Here is an 18,583-nt window from a genome sequence, read left to right as displayed (position 1 = left end):
CGATATCCACGAAATAAATAATTCTTATGGCAATTCGTTGGGGAAGTTATAAAGTAAGAAATCTGTATGACGAACTGCTTCGTGCAACCGGTCGTCCGCGCTCAGCTGCTCAGGCGTTGTGTAGTTATCTGCGTACGCTCAAAGATAGCGAAATTGAAGAGTATAAAGTCGCGGCTGAGTCTGCCATTCATGTAATGGGCATCACATTTACTGTTTATAATGAAGAGGAAGGGTCTATTGATCGCGCCTGGCCATTTGACATGATTCCGCGCATTATAGATAAGCGTGAGTGGTTGCAGGTTGAAGCCGGTCTTGAGCAACGTGTCCAGGCGCTCAATCTGTTCATCGACGATTTGTATCACCAGCAGCGTATCATTAAGGATGGCGTGTTCCCCGCTGAGTTACTTCAGGACTCTAAAAATTTCAGACCCGAGTGTGTCGGTGTTCAGGCACCGCTTGGTATCTGGGCACATATTTGCGGGTCTGATCTGGTGCGGGACAAGGATGGCACTTTTTATGTGCTCGAGGATAATTTGCGCGTGCCTTCGGGCGTTTCCTATATGCTCGAGAACCGACTGGTGATGAAGCGGTTGTTTCCGGAAATGTTCGAACAGAATAATATTCTGCCGGTTGATGATTATCCATCGCAGCTCTATGACACGCTGGCCGCCTTATCACCACGACCGGGCGATCAGCCGGAGATTGTTGTATTGACGCCGGGTATCTTTAATTCAGCTTATTTCGAACATGCTTACCTGGCGCAACAGATGGGAGCTGAACTGGTCGAAGGTAGTGATCTGACAGTGGAAAATGATATTGTATACATGCGCACAATTGAAGGGCTGACGCGCGTAGATGTCATTTATCGTCGTATTGATGATTTGTTCCTCGATCCGGAAGTGTTCAATCCGGACTCCTTGCTCGGCGTGCCTGGGCTGATGCGTGCCTGGAAATGCGGTAAGGTCGCGCTGGCCAACGCGCCTGGCGCCGGTGTTGCCGATGATAAGGTTGTCTATGCGTTTGTACCCGAGATTATTAAATATTACCTTGACCAGGATGCGATATTGCCCAATGTGCCAACCTATAAATGCATCAATAAACTTGAGCGGCAACACGTCATCGAGAATATTCATACAATGGTTGTGAAACCCGCGAACGAATCCGGCGGTTACGGCATGCTGATCGGGCCACAGGCCAGTAAAAGCGAGCGCGAGAAATTCGTCCGCCTGATCCGTCGGGATCCCCGAAATTATGTTGCACAACCGATGTTGACATTGTCCACTGCGCCCACGCTTGTCGACCATCATGTGGAGCCGCGCCACCTGGATTTACGTCCATTTATTTTGAGTGGTGAAAGAATTAACGTGACCAACGGCGGTCTGACACGCGTCGCTTTACGTAAAGGATCGACGGTGGTGAATTCTTCGCAGGGAGGTGGCAGCAAAGATACATGGGTTGTAGACATGGAGGCGATATGACGATGCTATCGAGCGTTGCCAACCGAATATACTGGATGGCACGCTACCTGGAACGGGCTGAGAACACGGCCAGACTGATTAACGTCAATACGCACCTGCTGCTTGATCTGCCAAAACGCGTGCGGCTGGGCTGGGAACCGATCGTGGATATCTCAAGTCGTCGCGATTACTTTTACAATCTGTATGATGAGGCGGATGAACGCAGTGTGATCCGTTTTATGGTGTCTGATACCCGTAATCCCGATTCGATTCTCAGCGCGTTGAACATGGCACGCGAGAATACACGGACAATCCGCGATATTATTCCGCGTGAAGCCTGGGAACAGGTCAATACCCTGCATTTGAATTCCAAGGTTAACGCTCGAAGCGTTGTCACACAACGACATCGATACGATTATTTGCGTTCGGTTATTCTGGGTGTGCAGACTGTCAGCGGTATGCTGGCCGGAACCATGACGCATGACGAGGGGTATGATTTTCTGCGTATGGGGCGCAATCTTGAACGCGCCGATATGACAACACGTATTATTGATGTGCGTTCCGCCACGCTGCTGCCGGATATGTCAGAAGATTTGACACCGTTCGAAAATCTGCAATGGTTGAGTGTGCTCAAGTCGTTGACAGCATACCAGATGTATCGACGCAACGTGCATCAACGTATTCGCAGAACTGATGTATTAAAGTTCCTGTTGCTGCAGGAAAATTTTCCGCGATCATTTAACCACGCGTTATGCCAGGTTGGAAACTGTTTGAGTAACCTGCCGCGCAAGGAAAAAGTATTAAAGATCCTTGTTCAGTTACAAAAAAAACTGTTGCAGGCCAGGATTCAGGAATTCGATCAGGAAAAACTGCATGCATTTATCGACGAGCTCCAGCTTGGCGTCATCAAAATCAACGATAGCATCAGTAAAAATTATTTTTAGCAGAATCTAACCGCATACTGTTAAAAATAGTGTGATAGTGCTTCCATGTCCTGCTAACTAAATTATCCATACCATGTATGTATGAGCCTGTATCGTATTGCATGCAGCTTCAGCCGGAACCGGTGATAGAAAAAAACACAAAACCTGAGTGAATCCGGGTCTTTGTATCGTCGTTTCCAGTTACAGGTCAGAATCGATCAAAGTGTGGTCGGGAATATTAGAACAACTTCACTCAATAGGGAAACATACGCAATGATAGAACTGGAGAATCCACCGGGCGAAACTGCAAAAATCTCATTGGATCAGATATTCGCATTGCTGCAAGAGCAGGAATATGAACAATTACGTACTTTGCTGGAAGTAATACATCCCGGGCAACTGGCTGACATACTTGAAGCCATGCCACCAAAAAAACGGGTGCAGCTATGGATGCTGGTACCTGAATCGCAAGAAGCTGAAACACTGTCATTTCTGCATGATGAGGTCAGAAACAGTTTGATCATCACCATGAAACCCGACGAGCTGGTTGCGGCTGTAGAGCAGATGGATGCAAACGATCTGGCGTATATTTTCGAAGAATTTCCGGAGCATGTTCGTCAGTCCATAGAAGAAAAACTACCCGATGAAATTCTTGAAAGGCTTGAAACCAATCTTTCATTCGAGGAGGGTACGGCAGGGCGTTTGATGAGTCAGGATGTCATTACTGTCAGAAATGATGTCACCCTTGAAGTCGTACTGCGTTATCTGCAATTACACGAAGAGCTGCCCGATTATACGGACGGATTGATGGTAATAGACCGATCTGGATTTTACCAGGGAAAACTGTTGCTCAACAAAGTGCTGACACATAACAGGGAAATACTCGTTAAAGATGTGATGGAAAAGCAGCAGGCAATTCTCGCAACCGATGATGAACATGCGGTAACACTTTTTTTTGAACAATTTCACCTGGTTTCAGCAGCGGTTGTGGACCAGAACAATCGGCTGATTGGCCGCATCACGATGGATGACGCCATGGAAATTCTGCGTGCCGAAACAGACCGTGCGCTTTTGGGGCGTGATGGTTTGGATGAAGAAGAAGATTTGTTTGCGCCGGTTATCAGCAGCACCAAGCGTCGAACTGTCTGGCTTGGTATCAATCTGATCACGGCTTTTCTGGCAGCGTGGGTGATTGGAATATACACCGATACACTGGACAAGATTGTTGCGCTGGCTGTACTGATGCCGGTCGTGGCCAGTATGGGTGGAATCGCCGGCAGTCAGACACTGACATTGACCATAAGAGGGCTTGCGCTCGATCAGATTACCAGTGGCAATAGATTCTGGCTGGCTCGAAAGGAGATACTCATTGGCATTCTGAACGGATTATTATGGGCAGTAGTAATAGCGGTAATGGCCTGGTTGTGGTTTCAGAATATCGGAATCAGTATGGTGATTGCAGCAGCCATCATTATCAATCTGGTTGCTGCTGCAGCGTCCGGAATTGCCATTCCACTGATTCTGCAGCGTATGCATATTGATCCGGCGCTCTCCGGAGCGGTTATTTTAACGACTGTTACAGACGTGGTTGGTTTTATGAGTTTTCTGGGTCTGGCCACTTATTATCTTCTGTGAACGGGTCTGAAAACTGATGTTAAGTTGATTACCGGTGTTCGATTAAATTTTTTTAATCCAACGACGAAAATCAGTAGAATGTGCCCATCTTGAAATCTTGAGCAGCACGCGGTTGTTCCAAAACACCGCATCAATTCCAAGAGCCTGGATGATAGGTTTTCAACGCGACGAGGTAGAAATGCACGAAGAAACACACATGCACGGTTTAAAAGCCAAGGGACTGCAAAAAGGGTCAGTGTCCAGATGGGCAGCGGTAACCATTGGTCTTGCAGCGACTGCACCGGCTTATTCACTGGCTGGTGCGTTGGGCTATGGCGCTGCCGGCAGTGGTTACCAACTGCCAGTCGTATTTGTTTTGTCTGTGATTCCAATGTTCTTTGTTGCATTGTCGTATAAATATCTTACGGCCGCTGCGCCCGATGCCGGTACCATTTTTACCTGGGGAACAAAGGCAATCGGACCCAAAGTCGGATGGTTTGGCGGATGGGCGTTATTACTGGGCAGTATACTGGCGGGCGTTGCTGCCACTCAGATCACCGTCATCTCAGTCGCTGTTATTTTTAACATGAGTGATACGCCTGTCTGGTTTCACCTGGGTGTGGCTTTAGTTTTTATTTTCAGCACGACCTACTTAACAGCGTTGGGCGCCCGTGAATCGTCGCGAACCACCATGATTTTAACTTTTGCGCAATATGGCATCCTGATTTTACTGGCAGTTATATTGTTTACACGTGTTCAGCAGGGTGAGGCCCTGGAAAGTGCAGAACCGTTCTCATGGGAATGGTTTAACCCGTTTGCAATTCCATCATTCGATGTATTTCTCAAGGGTTTTATGATTGCATTATTTATTTTCTGGGGGTTCGATGCGTCGCTGGCCATGTCAGAGGAAACTGACGGCAGTCCCGAGCAAGCAGGGCGCAGTGGTGTCATTGCAATGAGTATTACAATTTTTACGTATGTTGTCTTTTCGATTGCAGCGCTATCTTATGCCGGAATTGATACAAATGATGAATCCAGCCTGACGCATGCCAACAATATTGATTCCAGCATTACGACACTGGCTACAAATATTATCGGGCCGAATGGTGCTCTGGTTGCTGCGGTAATTATCTGTGTATCCGCATTCTCGGCAACGATGTCTACTATCATGCCTTCAGCGAGGATTGCGCTGGCCATGGCGACGTATCGGGCGATTCCATCGCATTTTGCATCAGTCAATGAAGTGACACATACGCCAAAATTTGCAACCTGGACGATCGGTTTGATGACGTTGATTATTTACACAACGTTGAGTCTGATCAGTGAATCGATAGTAGAAGACACGATTCTCAGTGTCAGTATAGCCGTGTGTACTTTTTATATTGTGGCAGCATCTTCCTGTGCACTTTATTTTTTCCGAACGGCTTTCAACCACTGGCATACGGCGTTACTGCAAGTCATTTTGCCTGCAATTGCTGCCGTAATTCTGTTTGCCGTGGCAGTGCTTCAGGCATGGAACATGATGGACCCCGGTTACGGTTCCAGTGGCTCGATTGCTGGTGTGGGAGCCGTATTTATTATTGGTGTGGTTACGCTGCTGTTTGGTGTGGTCATAATGCTGCTGTGGAATCTGTATGAGCCCAGGTTTTTCCGTGGTGAGACATTACCACTTGAAAGGGCCCATATGGTTCTGGATAGCGAAGATAAGCGTATTGCCGGTCGTGTAATCGCTAAAAACAGGTATTGATTTAAGTAGTCAAAACTGTGAAAGTTTTGCTGATAATTTTCAGCACATCGATGCAGTCAGCAACTGGAACTGGATTAAATTCCTGTCAATTTTTTTCAGTCTGAAATGTTGGCACACATTGCTTTTTTTGCAGGAAAAAAAGATCCAAAAATGGCCAGTAGCCATTTATTCAGATCACGTGCGCAAGCAGCCATCAGCGCACCTGTCGATTGCATATAATGAATGGAAAATGCATCATCAAACCCATATGCTTGGGTATCTCTAAGGCAAGTCGTAACAATAGATCGGCTGGATCACGCTGTAGCAACAAGTCTGTGTCAAACAGATTCGGTTGGTGGGCAAAACTGCCCGGTGTAAGCATCCATAAATCACCCTTTCGACCAGAAAGCATGTAATTATTTTAATATTATCGGTCGATTCAAACAGAAAAAATACAGCTATTTATATGTAATATCAATTATTTGGGTATATTTTCAGGACTGACTGTTTATATAAAATTACTGCAGCAAAAATATCATCTATATTCCGTACCTTATTTTCAATCGTCGAATTATCAAATTTCAACATTCCAGGATTAGCTTCCACATAAAAACCAACTTTTTCAGTTTTCCCAGCCTCTCCAAAATAATCGTTGAACTCGTCAAATACGAATTGAAGGGATAAAACCGCATGCTACAATAATTTTTCCGCTCCACTGTCAGATCCTGTTCAGCAAAGCCAAGTACTGTAAACAGTAAAGTAGTTTCTCACTGTTGCAATTCCTTGTTTCAATACTTCATTATTATTAAATTGTTCGAATTTTTTATCTTTTTAACAATACGTGTTAATACGTATATGCACTGTTTTAAGATAATGATATCTTTCAAATATTGGTAAATTTGATTTTGACGCCTTACGGTTCATACCTATGTAAGGTGCAATACGCACATACCTGCTGCTAACAAAATATTCAAAGTTTTTCACTTCAGCTAATCAGAATATTTTTGAAGAGAGGTTAAAATGACGGTCGATGCAGATTGTAAAAAAATTCAGTTATCCTTTACAGAACGCCGGGCAATAGTAGAAAAAAAAGCGACTTGCCCATTCATAGGAGCTGTAGTAGCGACAGGTGATCTTCCCGTTCGCAATAGCATAACCGAACCGCTTGCAAGTGTTGATGATGTTACACATCTTGGTAATTCAGGCGGTGGTGATTTGGGTGAGGTTCTAAAAATTTTCGCAAAAGGGAACCACGCACGTATGTTCGATGATTCTGGAAAACCGAGTGCGCTTTTACCCGTTGGACTTTTTAGTTTGGATTTTCCAGGTTCACAAGGCTCACATCCAGGACATAGTGGTATTTTGCAAGGCAACCCTGCAAAAAGGGGTTCAGGAAGATTCAGTCAAAGCGACTTTGATCGATTGGTTAATTATGTAACGGACGGCTTTATCAAACAATCCGACGTGGCTGCATTTATTGCTGAAAACTTAGCCAGAGACCCTGATTCGAAAGTCAATAGTAAAGAAGCCGCAAAATTAGTGCTTCAAGATATAAGTGATGTGCACTCACAAGGATGGGACCTTGTAAAAGAGAAATTAAAAAGTTTTTTTACAAATGAGCCCAGCACCGAACAGTCTGATCAAAAAAGAGAATTCGCTGAAACGCTGACAAAAGTTGCAGGAGAAAATAACCTGGTGGGGGCTGCTGGAGAATTTGGACTACTGTTTGCATTTTTTGCTAATAAACCTGATGCAAAGACTATAGACTCGGAACCAACACTGACCGTTGCGGATTTGACTTTGATGTTCAAAGAAAAAAAACTCCCCAAGGGTTGGGATACCTGGGAAAAAACAAAAATTGACTGGATTAAAAACACTGCCCAACTTTTGATCTCAGCTGCTAGAGCATTCGACGATATCAAAAATGGTAATTCCTAATTGAGTTTTGCAAGAGAATCTAATGCAAAAAAATAATCAAAAATTTTTTTTCCCAATAGATGCGGAGGAACCGCTATGTTGTTCGTTACCAACCGAGAGCCACAAGGGTCTATACGTACAAAAGTAAATCGCACGTTCAAGTTTGACTTGAAGATAAACGCGCCATCCAATTCGATATATTGTTGCGAGAGAATTGGTAAGGATAGCTACATTGAGTTGGGTTCTAAAGAATGGCTAGCCAGGCTTAGGGACAGCGATGCAAAGCAAATATTGTTTTTTATTCATGGTTTTTCGAATCTACCTGAACCACATATATTTCCACGAACACAAAAACTTCAAAAATTCTTTGACGTCAAAGAAGAAAATCTGGTTAAGGTGGTCCCTGTAGTATGGCCTTGCGATGATGACCCAGGAATCGTAAAGGACTATTGGGACGATCAGAAATCTGCAGATATGAGCGCATTTTCATTTGCCCGTGCGTTACAGTTTTTTATGAAATGGAGGGATGAAGAACCAGAGGATAACCCTTGCCTCAAACGCATAAATATACTTGCTCATTCGATGGGGAACAGAGTATTTAGAGAGACTCTTTCAGCATGGAATAAATATGACCTGGCAAACGGTGTGCCGCTTCTATTTAGAAATACTATTTTAATGGCTGCTGATATTGTTAATGAATCCCTGGAAGAGGGACAGGATGGTCGTTTAATAAGCCAGTCATCAAGAAACGTATCTGTGTATTATGCAACCGACGACCTTGCGTTAAGATCAAGCAAGATATCGAATTCGAAAAACAAAGTGGCCTCAAGAAGGCTCGGTCATACCGGTCCAGAGAACATGCAAAAAACACAATCCAATGTTTATGAAATTGACTGTGATAATTTTAATAATAGATATGATAAGCCTAAAGGCCATTCATATTTCCTGGGCGATGAAAAGGGGAATATAGGCGTTGTATTTGATCACATCTTCAATTCAATAAAGACTGGCAGAGTGAAAGTTGATGACGAGCAAAACCGTCGACACATATTGTAGGCCATAATACGGTTCTATCACAGCAAGTGTTTTTTATCCAGCTCGCTCATAGAAGTGGATCCGGTTACCTGAACACTGGAATGGGTATGTATCCGGATTCACTTCTGTTACAGTCAACTATAATAAGTTAAATATAATACATTCATCAAACTTTTTAAAAGTTATCAAGGATGTAATTGGAACACCTATGAAATTTCTTGTTTTTCTTGGTACGGTACGAGATAGCACGCCGCCCAATCCTCCACGACTTGGCCTAAGAGTAGCAAAGGCTTGTGTGTCGAATTACAAAGAAGAGCCTTCTGCAGAGCTGATTGATCCATTGGATTTTGATATTGAACCAATATTCAAACCCTATTTTTCCTACTCTCGAACAAAGGCACCGTCCTGCCTGCAATCTTTGGCAGAAAAAATTAAAGCTGCTGACGGATATGTCATGGTGAGCCCTGAGTACAATCATTTCATGAGTCCGGCTTTATCCCATTTACTCAATCATTTCGGAAGCTCTATTTTTTCTTACAAGCCCAGCGCGATTGTTACCTATTCAGCTGGGCAATGGGGTGGGGCAAGAGCTGCGGTTGGAATGCGTACTTTTCTATCGGAGCTTGGTTGTTTACCGGTTTCGGCTATGATTCATATTCCCAAAGCACATGAAGTACTAGCTGATGACGGTTCCTTTCTTGAAAATGTGGATTCTGAAGAATGGGCTAACTATTTTGGCAGAACGTTCATGCAACTCAAGTGGTGGGCATCAGCAGCCAGAAACCATAGGCACGAAATCGATCCCCATACACTAATAAAATCATTCAAAAGAGACCCATCACAAAGAAATACTCCTTCGAATCTCTAGATTAAAAACTTTAGCAACAGAGATATGCACACGGATACATCCCATGGAACTGTATGATCAGTAATGAGTGCAAGGGCTTTGGGATAAACTGCCGACTGTTAATCCGCAGGTCCCAGGTTCGAGCCCTGGTCGGGGAGCCATGCTGAACGGTGACAGATTACTAATTTCTCGTTGCAAACATTGGGGTCGTTTACACGTTCAACGAGACAGAAATACGTCAATTATGGGTAAAATAAAATAAAATAAAATAAAACAAAACAAAACAAAACAAAACAGTACTGCGCGTAATTACTGGATCACTTGCCAGAGCAATAATGCAATCAACAGAATGACGACATAGATGAGGAGGCGGTTTTGTCGCTTTTCTTCTGTAATCAACTTTTGTAATTTTTCTTCAAGACCCTGATTCCGGTTTTCGGCCAGCAAATGATGAAGCAGGCGCGGAAACTGCGGAAAAATGACTGCCCAGTTAGGTGCTTCTTTTTGTATGCGGCCAGACAGGCCGCGCAATCCGATCTGTTCTGACATCCAGTTTTCAAGGAAAGGCTTGGCCGTTTTCCATAAATCGAGATTGGGATCCAGATCGCGGCCTAATCCTTCAATGTTGAGCAGTGTTTTTTGTAATAAAACCAGCTGCGGTTGTATTTCTACGTTGAACTGACGTGAAGTCTGAAACAGCTGGAACAATACACGCCCGAAAGAGATTTCTTTGAGTGGCTTATCAAATATTGGTTCGCATACGGCGCGAATGGCTGTTTCAAATTCATCAACGCGGGTCTCTTTGGGTGCCCAGCCGGCCTCTACATGCGCCTGCGCAACCCGGGCATAGTCACGTCTGAAAAAAGCCAGGAAGTTTTGTGCCAGATAATTTTTGTCTTCATCGCTGAGTGTTCCCATAATGCCAAAATCAACAGCAATATACCGACCGTCGTCGCCGACAAATATGTTACCGGGATGCATATCTGCATGGAAATAACCGTCACGGAATACCTGTGTAAAGAAAATCTCGACACCCATTCGCGCCAGATATGGAATATCAATATGATTTGCGATTAATTCATCGACATGACTGATCGGCACGCCGGATACGCGTTCCATAACCATAACGTTGTTGCGGCAGTAGTCCCAGTAAACCTCTGGAACCAGTAACAAAGGCGAATTCAGAAAATTACGGCGTAGTTGACTGCAGTTCGAAGCCTCGCGCATTAAGTCAAGTTCATCGTCAAGATGTCGGGCAAACTCTGATACTACTTGCCTGAGTTTCAGGCGCCGTCCGTCAGGCCACAGTTTCTCAACCAGCCATGCCCCTGTATCCATCAAATCAATATCATGAGTGATAATAGGAGCAATCCCAGGCCGCAGTATCTTGACTGCTACTTCGGTACCATCGTGCAATACCGCTAAATGCACTTGTGCAACTGAAGCGCTGGCAATAGGGTCTTTATGAAATTTCAGAAAAACCTCATCGACTTTATTTTCGTAGGTTTTATCAAGTATGCTCAGTGCGATATCCGAAGAAAAGGGCGGGACCCGGTCTTGCAGCTTTGCCAGTTCATCGGCAATATCATGCGGTATGAGATCGCGTCGGGTTGACAGCATTTGACCGAATTTGACAAAAATTGGGCCTAGTGCCTCAAGCGCTAAACGCAATCGTTCACCGCGCGGCTTGTCCAGTTTGCGCCAGAAAGTCAACCATCTGATCGGTTTGTTTAAAAAACGCAACGGACCGTGAGTTGTGAAAAATTCATCCAGCCCATAACGAAATGCTACAGATTGTATTTTAAGGAGACGAAATATGCGCATTAAAATGTGTGTGAAATATAACCTATCCGGACACTGGTTATCTTTAGCATAACCGGATTGAACGGTTTTCTGGAGGTTAAGTGGCTTTCATAACATGGCCTAAATAATCATCATTAGACTTGGTCCGCGTTTGCTGCTTGAATAATTCGATTGATTCTGGCTTTCAAACGATCAGTGTCCTGTTGTAATAATTTTATTTGTTCTGAAGTTTTTCTGGCAGCGCCGGATTTTACTAATAACGGTTGTTCCTCCTGCCAATACTCGCCCATTGCTTCTGTCAGATTTCTGGTCAAATTAATATGCCATTGAAAAATGTCATTGCCGGCCTGCACGACCCGGTGTGCGGGAATGTCTCCTATGATTTTGCCGAGGTTCTGCTCAATGCCTGGTCTGATATGTTTGCCGATAGCGATCAATTCATTTTCGAAACCAGAATCACCCGAAATATCAATATTGTCGTAAACCGATTCGTCGCGTGCAATCAATCCTGGCAATAGGGCAGGCATGATCAAAAGCGTGACATCGGCTTCAGGTTGATCATGGCTCTGTAATAACTCACCGTTCTCCTGAATAATCAGTCTTAAATCAAGTATCGGTGGTAATCGAAAATGGATTGTTTTCCCTTTAAATGGTTGTAACCGTTTAAGCGGCCAGTCTTCCCGGCGCAAAATATGATTAAACTGATCTACTGTGAATACTGTTAACATAATCAATATTCAGGTGGTTTTCGATCGATAAAAGAGTACATCCCATCGGGATCCGTAGGTTTTTTAGCAGACTGGATATTATAGAACCTGAACCGGTAATGGCAATTCATTATGCAGACCGTAAATGAATAGTAATTCAATCCTGTGATTCAGCGTTTGTCATCCCGATATTGTATCGCTAATTTGAAGGTTGGATTGAAAAATTCGTCCCGAAAGCAGCCTCAATGAATTTAATAACGACCCAATCGATAAAGGTATACATGAAAAAGTGTGAAACCTGTTCAATTTCCAGATTGGGCCGTCGAAGAAGCTGTCGCAGTATTATCGAATAAAATGAATTTATTCGATACCACGAAACCTGAGTGGGGCTGAATGGTTTATCCGGGTAAGCAACACCGACACGGATTGTATATAAGCTATATAAGCATTTCTATGCTGAGTTTACAAAAAATTTTCAGGGCCTGTAATTAACAGGCAATTACTTGTATATCGGGTTCGATTGTTCTCAGCATATGTTCAATGCCTCTCAAAGTACCGGTAATAGAGCTTGGGCAGGTCCCGCAGGCGCCTTGGTAGTGAATTCTGAGTATGTTGCCTTCCAACCCCAGTATATGCAAATCACCACCATCATGCTGGAGATAAGGGCGCACCTCCTCATCAAGCATTATATTGATTCTCTCAAGGCGTTTTTGATCTTCGGGGCTAAGCTGATCGAGCAGATCGTTAGCAGATGCAACCGCTTCTTCAGTTTGTTTACTTGCAGCGGGTGCTGCACGTATCGGATCGGCAATTTCTCGTGCCAGGTCCTGCCAGTTGGCTTCACCATCCTGTGTAACTGTTATCCAGTGATCAATATAAAATACGTTTGTTACATGGTCGATTTCAAACAGCGAAGAGGCCAATGGATCATCTTTGGCGGCATCTGCGTTGTCAAATGAACGCGCAACGCCCCAGGTCAACGGTTCCTTGAGAATAAATTTTAGTGCGTTTTTATTAGGCGTACCTTCGATATCAGCTATTTTCGGCATAATTTCTTATTGTACTGTTGAACTTTAATTCGCGACGATTCGTAATATGGAACGATGTTTCATTCCGATTAACGTGGTTGGTAGGCTATACGCTATCGGACGCATTTTCTGAAATGTTTTGGACCGGATCATTTGCCGCCTCTGTTGAAACATCGGTCAAATCATTCAATGCAGCATGCAAAGTGTGCCAAGGCAGGATTGCACATTTGACCCGTGTTGGCAGATCCCGTATTCCGGAAAAAACAGTAAGGCGTCCGAGGTGATGCGGACCTTCTAAATCAAGCTCACCCAAAGTCATTTCGCGAAATTCCTGAATAAGGGTTTCTGCGTCAGAACGGGTTTTGCCTTTGACCGCTGTCGTCATCATAGAAGCCGAGGCCTTGCAGATGGCGCAGGACTCACCATGAAATGCAATCTGTTTGATGTGATCTTCCTCAAGCTGTAGTGTAATGTCGAGGTGGTCACCGCATAGAGGGTTATGGCCGACTGCTTTGTGGTTGGCATGGTCTAGCGTTCCGTAATTGCGGGGTTTGCGGTTATGATCGAGAATAACTTCCTGGTAAAGTGATTTTGTACTCATTATAGAAAAATCTTTTGCACGTTCTGAATGCCTTCAATCAAGGCATCCACTTCAGATATGTCGTTGTAGAAAGCAAACGATGCGCGCGATGTTGCGGGAACGTTATACCGTTGCATAACAGGTTGTGCGCAGTGATGTCCAGTACGCACGGCAATGCCATCCTGACTCAGGATGGTGCCGATATCATGCGGATGAACGCCATCAAGTACAAAAGATATGACAGCTGTTTTTTCTGCGGCAGTCCCGAGAATTCTTGCGCCCTTGATTGCATCAATGCGTTCCGTTGCATAATGCAGCAATTTTGTCTCGTGTGCGGCGATCTGGTCCATGCCGATAGAACACAGATAATCAATTGCCGCACCAAAACCGATAGCTGCAGCGATTGGCGGTGTGCCGGCCTCAAACTTGTGAGGGATATCGGCATAGGTTGTCTTTTCGAAAGTGACCGAAGCTATCATGTCGCCGCCGCCTTTGAAGGGTTGCATGGCTTCAAGTAACGACGCCTTGCCGTAGAGCATCCCAACACCGGTTGGGCCGCACAGCTTGTGTGCAGAGAAAGCATAAAAATCACAGTCAAGCGCTTGTACATCTATCGGGATATGTGGAGCGGCCTGAGCACCGTCAATTAATACGGGAACATTATGTTGGTGTGCATAATCGATCATCTGTTTAACCGGGTTGATCGTCCCGAGCGCATTGGAAACATGGATAAGGCCGACAAATTTGGTGCGTTCATTAAACAGGTTTTCATACGCATCGATGTCGAGCTCGCCGGCGTCATTGATGGGTACGACACGAATTACGGCGCCTTTTTCCTTGGCAAGCATTTGCCAGGGTACGATATTGGAATGGTGTTCAAGTGTCGTTAGAATGATCTCATCACCAGCCTGGATAAACCGGCGGCCATAGCCGTGCATCACCAGATTGATCGAATCCGTGGTGCCACTGGTAAAGATAATTTCTCGTTGTTCACGAGCATTCAAAAATTGCTGTATCTTGTGACGGGCTTTCTCATATTCATCTGTAGCCACTTCTGAAAGATAGTGCACAGCACGATTGATATTGGCGTGTTGGGCGGTCTGGTAGTGCACCAGACGATCGATAACCTGCTGCGGCATTTGACTGGAGGCGGCATTGTCAAGATACACCAGCGGGTTGCCTCCAACATCAATGCTCAGAATTGGGAAATCCGCACGGATTCTATTCACGTCGAATTCTGCGCTTGTATCCAGCGCTGCTAATACATTATTTTGGGCCATAATCTAACAGCTTTGAGTTTGGTTAAGTACAATCTGCTCGAGTGTGTGCTTAAGCGAAGCTACAGGAACACTGTCCAGAATTTCAGCGCCGAATGCATATGTGAGGAGATTGCGGGCTGTTAATTCTGATAGGCCGCGGCTTTTCAAATAAAAAATTTCTTCTTTATCCAATTGACCCACGGTTGCACCATGTGCACATTTGACGTCGTCGGCAAAAATCTCGAGTTGGGGTTTTGTATCAATTTGGGCTTTATCGCTAAGCAACAGGTTGCGGCTTGACTGGGAAGAATTCGTTTTCTGGGCATGGGGCCGAACAATGATTTTTCCATTAAAAACCGCGTGTGCATTACCGTCAGCGATACATTTATGTTTCTGATGGCTGGTGCAGTTTGGTTTCAAATGATCAATGCAGGTATGCGTATCAGCCAGTTGTTGATCTGTAATTAACGCTAAACCGTCAATAATGGATTCGGCAGTTTCTGCTTCTAGCCGGACATCCAGATTGTAGCGTGAAATTTTTGCACCCAAGGAAACGCTAACTGCCTGATAGCGACTGGCATGGTCAAGAGATACAGCACAGTTTGCCAGATGAAAAGCGTTCTGGTTTTCACGTTGTAAACGAACATGTTGGATCTGCGCATTGGCAGCAAGTTTGAATTCAGCAACAGAATTAGTGATATATGCATCTTCGGCGTTCTTCTGAAGAGCGACATAATCTTCAATTACAGTTGTTTTGCTGTTGGCCTCTCCGACAATCAGGCAACGCGGATAATGAGTCGTTTCCACCTGCGTGGAGATGAACAATAAATGGACAGGCAGGTCGACAACGTTGTTTTGTGGCACGACAATGACTGCACCATCATGTAAAAACGCAGTGTTCAATGCTGCGAACAGATTTTTCTGGTGCTGAACATGCTGGCCCAAATGCGGCATGATGGTACTGGCATGTTGCGTTGCTAACGCTGCCAGGTTGCCGATAAGCATTTGGCTTTCAGATGCAATACTGGAAAGTTCCGGTGCAAAAAAACCGTCGACGAATACCAGGCGATTGACTGCTTCCTTGATCAAATAGGGCTGAATGTCTGATAAGGCTGGTATTCGTCCAGGCTGTGCCGGTTTGAAAGGCAGTTTGGCTAATGAAGAAATATCAGTAAAACGCCATTCCTCATCCTTTGTTGTGGGCCATTTAAGCTGTCCAGCATTTTCAATTGCCTGTGCACGTAATTGTTTTAACCATGATTGTGGGTTCTCAGGCGATGTGCCCGCGTTCACGCTGTCATCAGTTTTTGCATCCAGCGACTTGAACAGGCATGAAAGATAATCCACATTTGCCGGTTCACTCATGCTGATACTCCTACATTGTTGTGACGGTCATCATGAAGCCAGTCATAACCGTGTTTTTCCAATTCCAGCGCCAGTTCTTTTCCACCTGTTTTAACGATGCGACCTGCTTCCATGACATGGACGTAGTCCGGCACAATATGATCCAGCAAACGTTGGTAATGGGTAATCAGGATCATGGCATTCTGCGAATTACTGAGATGATTGACGCCTTTTGCAACTATTTTAAGCGCGTCAATATCCAGGCCGGAGTCGGTTTCGTCAAGAATTCCGAGTGTTGGTTCAAGCAGCGCCATTTGCAAAATTTCATTGCGTTTCTTTTCGCCACCCGAGAATCCTTCGTTGACACTGCGATCAAGAAAGTCAGGATTCATTTCCAGCAGTTTCATTTTTTCACGAACAAAATCGTCGAATTCTAGCGGGTCAAGCTCGTCATTGCCCCGTTTTGACTGAATGGTATTGTAAGCGAGGCGCAGAAACTGACTGTTGGCTACACCGGGGATTTCAATAGGGTATTGAAACGCCAGAAATATACCTGCCTGTGCACGTTCTTCCGGGGACAGAGCCAGTAAATCCTGTTGCTCGAATTGAATATTGCCCTGTGTAGCCGTATAGTCCGGATGTCCAGCTAATACCTTGGCAAAGGTGCTCTTGCCTGAACCATTCAATCCCATGATGGCATGTATCTCACCGGGTTTAACTGTCAGATTTATTCCTTTGAGGATTTCTGTCGATTGCGTGTTTGCATGCAAATTCTGTACATCAAGAATTGTTTTGTTGTTCTGATTCTTCATCCTACACTGCCCTCAAGTTTGAAACTCAGCAATTTCGTAGCTTCTACAGCAAATTCCATAGGAAGCTGTTGAAACACTTCTTTACAAAAACCATTTACGATCATTGAAACGGCTTCTTCTGAATCGATACCGCGCTGCGCAAAATAAAACAGTTGATCCTCGCCAATTTTCGATGTAGATGCTTCATGCTCAACTTTTGCACTGCTGTTCTGTACCTGTATGTAAGGGAAAGTATGTGCGCCGCACTGATCTCCCACCAGCATGGAGTCGCATTGTGAAAAATTACGCGCATTCGAGGCATTGGGTGTGATACGCACAAGTCCACGATAGCTGCTGTTTGATTTGCCAGCTGAAATGCCTTTGCTGATGATGGTGCTGCGAGTATTTTTCCCAAGATGTATCATTTTGGTGCCGGTATCAGCCTGCTGGAGATTATTGGTGAGTGCGACAGAATAAAATTCACCGATTGAGTTATCACCACGTAAAATACACGAAGGATATTTCCAAGTAATTGCTGATCCGGTTTCAACCTGTGTCCATGAGATTCTTGAATTGACGCCTTTGGCAAGTCCCCGTTTTGTGACAAAATTGTAAATGCCGCCAACGCCGTTTTCATCGCCGGCATACCAGTTTTGTACGGTTGAATATTTGATGTCCGCGTTATCAAGGGCAACCAGTTCAACAACTGCGGCATGCAATTGATTGGTATCAAATTGCGGTGCGGTACAGCCCTCCAGATAGGATACGGAAGCACCTTCCTCGGCAATCACTAGGGTGCGTTCAAACTGACCGGACCCTTCGGTATTAATACGGAAATACGTAGACAGATCCATCGGACACTTAACACCTTTGGGTATATAACAGAAAGATCCATCTGTGAATACCGCAGAATTCAGTGCTGCAAAAAAATTATCGCCGACAGGCACAACTGTACCGAGATATTGCCTGATCAGATCCGGGTGCTTTTGAACTGCTTCTGAAATTGAGCAGAAAATAATACCGACCTCGGCAAGTTTTTCTTTGTAGGTAGTGGCAACAGAAACACTGTCAAAAACAACATCAACCGCTACGCCGGCAAGCGCTGCTCTTTCATGCATTGGCACACCCAGTTTTTCAAAAGTGCGCAACAACTCGGGATCAACTTCATCCATGCTGGACAGCTTTTCCTTCGGTTTCGGTGCCGCATAGTAGCTGATTGCCTGAAAGTCAATTTTTGAATAATGAACGTTCTGCCAGTCAGGTTCTGACATGGTAAGCCATTTCTGATAGGCTTTCAGACGGAAATCCAAAAGCCATTCAGGCTCATTCTTTTTTGCTGAAATTAATCGTATCGTTTCTTCTGTGAGTCCTTTTGGTGCAATTTCCGACTCGATATTCGTGACGAAGCCATGTTTGTATGGTTGGTTAACCAAATTTTGTAATACAGCACTCATAGAGTTTATTCCTTTGTCAATTTGTCTATTAGCTTAGGCTATCTAGAATGTAATTTGCTGTAGTAACAGAATATTATTTTTTATATTAGAATTTATTG

The 18,583-nt window shown here is 44.6% G+C and carries 15 protein-coding genes; 7 read left to right on the top strand and 8 right to left on the bottom strand.

Annotated features, from left to right (window positions below):
* Positions 1 to 26: 26 nt before the first annotated feature.
* The 7 genes from BMX44_RS04245 to BMX44_RS04215 all read left to right on the top strand — a co-directional run bounded on the left by BMX44_RS04245 (position 27) and on the right by BMX44_RS04215 (position 9,540).
* A complete protein-coding gene (locus BMX44_RS04245; protein ID WP_090628447.1) occupies positions 27 to 1,478 on the top strand; it encodes a circularly permuted type 2 ATP-grasp protein in 1,452 nt (483 codons plus the stop codon).
* Between the two features lie 2 nt (positions 1,479 to 1,480).
* A complete protein-coding gene (locus BMX44_RS04240; RefSeq protein ID WP_090628658.1) occupies positions 1,481 to 2,401 on the top strand; it encodes an alpha-E domain-containing protein in 921 nt (306 codons plus the stop codon).
* A 252-nt stretch (positions 2,402 to 2,653) separates the two neighbouring features.
* Positions 2,654 to 4,015 carry a magnesium transporter gene (mgtE, locus tag BMX44_RS04235; protein ID WP_090628444.1) on the top strand — a complete coding sequence of 454 codons (1,362 nt, stop codon included), beginning with the start codon at positions 2,654 to 2,656 and terminating at the stop codon, positions 4,013 to 4,015.
* A gap of 148 nt (positions 4,016 to 4,163) precedes the next feature.
* Entirely contained in the window at positions 4,164 to 5,741 is a 1,578-nt protein-coding gene (locus BMX44_RS04230; RefSeq protein WP_245738823.1) for an APC family permease, read from the top strand.
* 999 nt (positions 5,742 to 6,740) lie between these two features.
* Entirely contained in the window at positions 6,741 to 7,658 is a 918-nt protein-coding gene (locus tag BMX44_RS04225) for a hypothetical protein (RefSeq protein WP_090628441.1), read from the top strand.
* A gap of 216 nt (positions 7,659 to 7,874) precedes the next feature.
* Entirely contained in the window at positions 7,875 to 8,693 is an 819-nt protein-coding gene (locus BMX44_RS04220) for an alpha/beta hydrolase (RefSeq protein WP_218143918.1), read from the top strand.
* A 187-nt stretch (positions 8,694 to 8,880) separates the two neighbouring features.
* Positions 8,881 to 9,540: an NADPH-dependent FMN reductase gene (locus BMX44_RS04215; RefSeq protein WP_090628436.1), complete on the top strand. Its 660-nt coding sequence runs from the start codon at positions 8,881 to 8,883 to the stop codon at positions 9,538 to 9,540.
* Positions 9,541 to 9,828: 288 nt separating this feature from the next.
* On the opposite strand, the gene ubiB is transcribed toward BMX44_RS04215, so the two are convergent.
* From ubiB to sufB, 8 genes are all read right to left on the bottom strand, one after another.
* Positions 9,829 to 11,343, bottom strand: a complete 1,515-nt coding sequence (gene ubiB, locus BMX44_RS04210; RefSeq protein ID WP_090628434.1) for a ubiquinone biosynthesis regulatory protein kinase UbiB — start codon at positions 11,341 to 11,343, stop codon at positions 9,829 to 9,831.
* 113 nt (positions 11,344 to 11,456) lie between these two features.
* Complete coding sequence (locus BMX44_RS04205) at positions 11,457 to 12,050, bottom strand: ubiquinone biosynthesis accessory factor UbiJ (RefSeq protein ID WP_090628431.1); 594 nt, start codon at positions 12,048 to 12,050, stop codon at positions 11,457 to 11,459.
* 467 nt (positions 12,051 to 12,517) lie between these two features.
* On the bottom strand, positions 12,518 to 13,078 hold the full coding sequence (locus tag BMX44_RS04200; RefSeq protein WP_090628429.1) for a NifU family protein: 561 nt from the start codon (positions 13,076 to 13,078) through the stop codon (positions 12,518 to 12,520).
* A gap of 85 nt (positions 13,079 to 13,163) precedes the next feature.
* Complete coding sequence (gene sufU, locus BMX44_RS04195; RefSeq protein ID WP_090628427.1) at positions 13,164 to 13,658, bottom strand: Fe-S cluster assembly sulfur transfer protein SufU; 495 nt, start codon at positions 13,656 to 13,658, stop codon at positions 13,164 to 13,166.
* A complete protein-coding gene (locus tag BMX44_RS04190) occupies positions 13,658 to 14,917 on the bottom strand; it encodes a cysteine desulfurase (RefSeq protein WP_090628424.1) in 1,260 nt (419 codons plus the stop codon). The genes sufU and BMX44_RS04190 overlap by 1 nt, the downstream gene beginning before the upstream one ends.
* 3 nt (positions 14,918 to 14,920) lie before the next feature.
* Positions 14,921 to 16,261: a Fe-S cluster assembly protein SufD gene (gene sufD, locus BMX44_RS04185; RefSeq protein WP_090628422.1), complete on the bottom strand. Its 1,341-nt coding sequence runs from the start codon at positions 16,259 to 16,261 to the stop codon at positions 14,921 to 14,923.
* Positions 16,258 to 17,052, bottom strand: coding sequence for a Fe-S cluster assembly ATPase SufC (gene sufC, locus BMX44_RS04180; RefSeq protein ID WP_090628420.1), 795 nt, complete (start codon positions 17,050 to 17,052; stop codon positions 16,258 to 16,260). The genes sufD and sufC overlap by 4 nt, the downstream gene beginning before the upstream one ends.
* Positions 17,049 to 18,485 carry a Fe-S cluster assembly protein SufB gene (gene sufB / locus BMX44_RS04175; protein WP_090628417.1) on the bottom strand — a complete coding sequence of 479 codons (1,437 nt, stop codon included), beginning with the start codon at positions 18,483 to 18,485 and terminating at the stop codon, positions 17,049 to 17,051. Before sufB ends, sufC begins: the two co-directional genes overlap by 4 nt.
* Between the last annotated feature and the right edge of the window lie 98 nt (positions 18,486 to 18,583).

It is taken from the genome of Nitrosomonas marina, assembly GCF_900110145.1.
Taxonomy (GTDB): Bacteria; Pseudomonadota; Gammaproteobacteria; order Burkholderiales; family Nitrosomonadaceae; genus Nitrosomonas; species Nitrosomonas marina.
The sequence above is the reverse complement of the archived record's forward strand: the minus strand, read 5'-3'. Positions and strand labels throughout refer to the sequence as shown.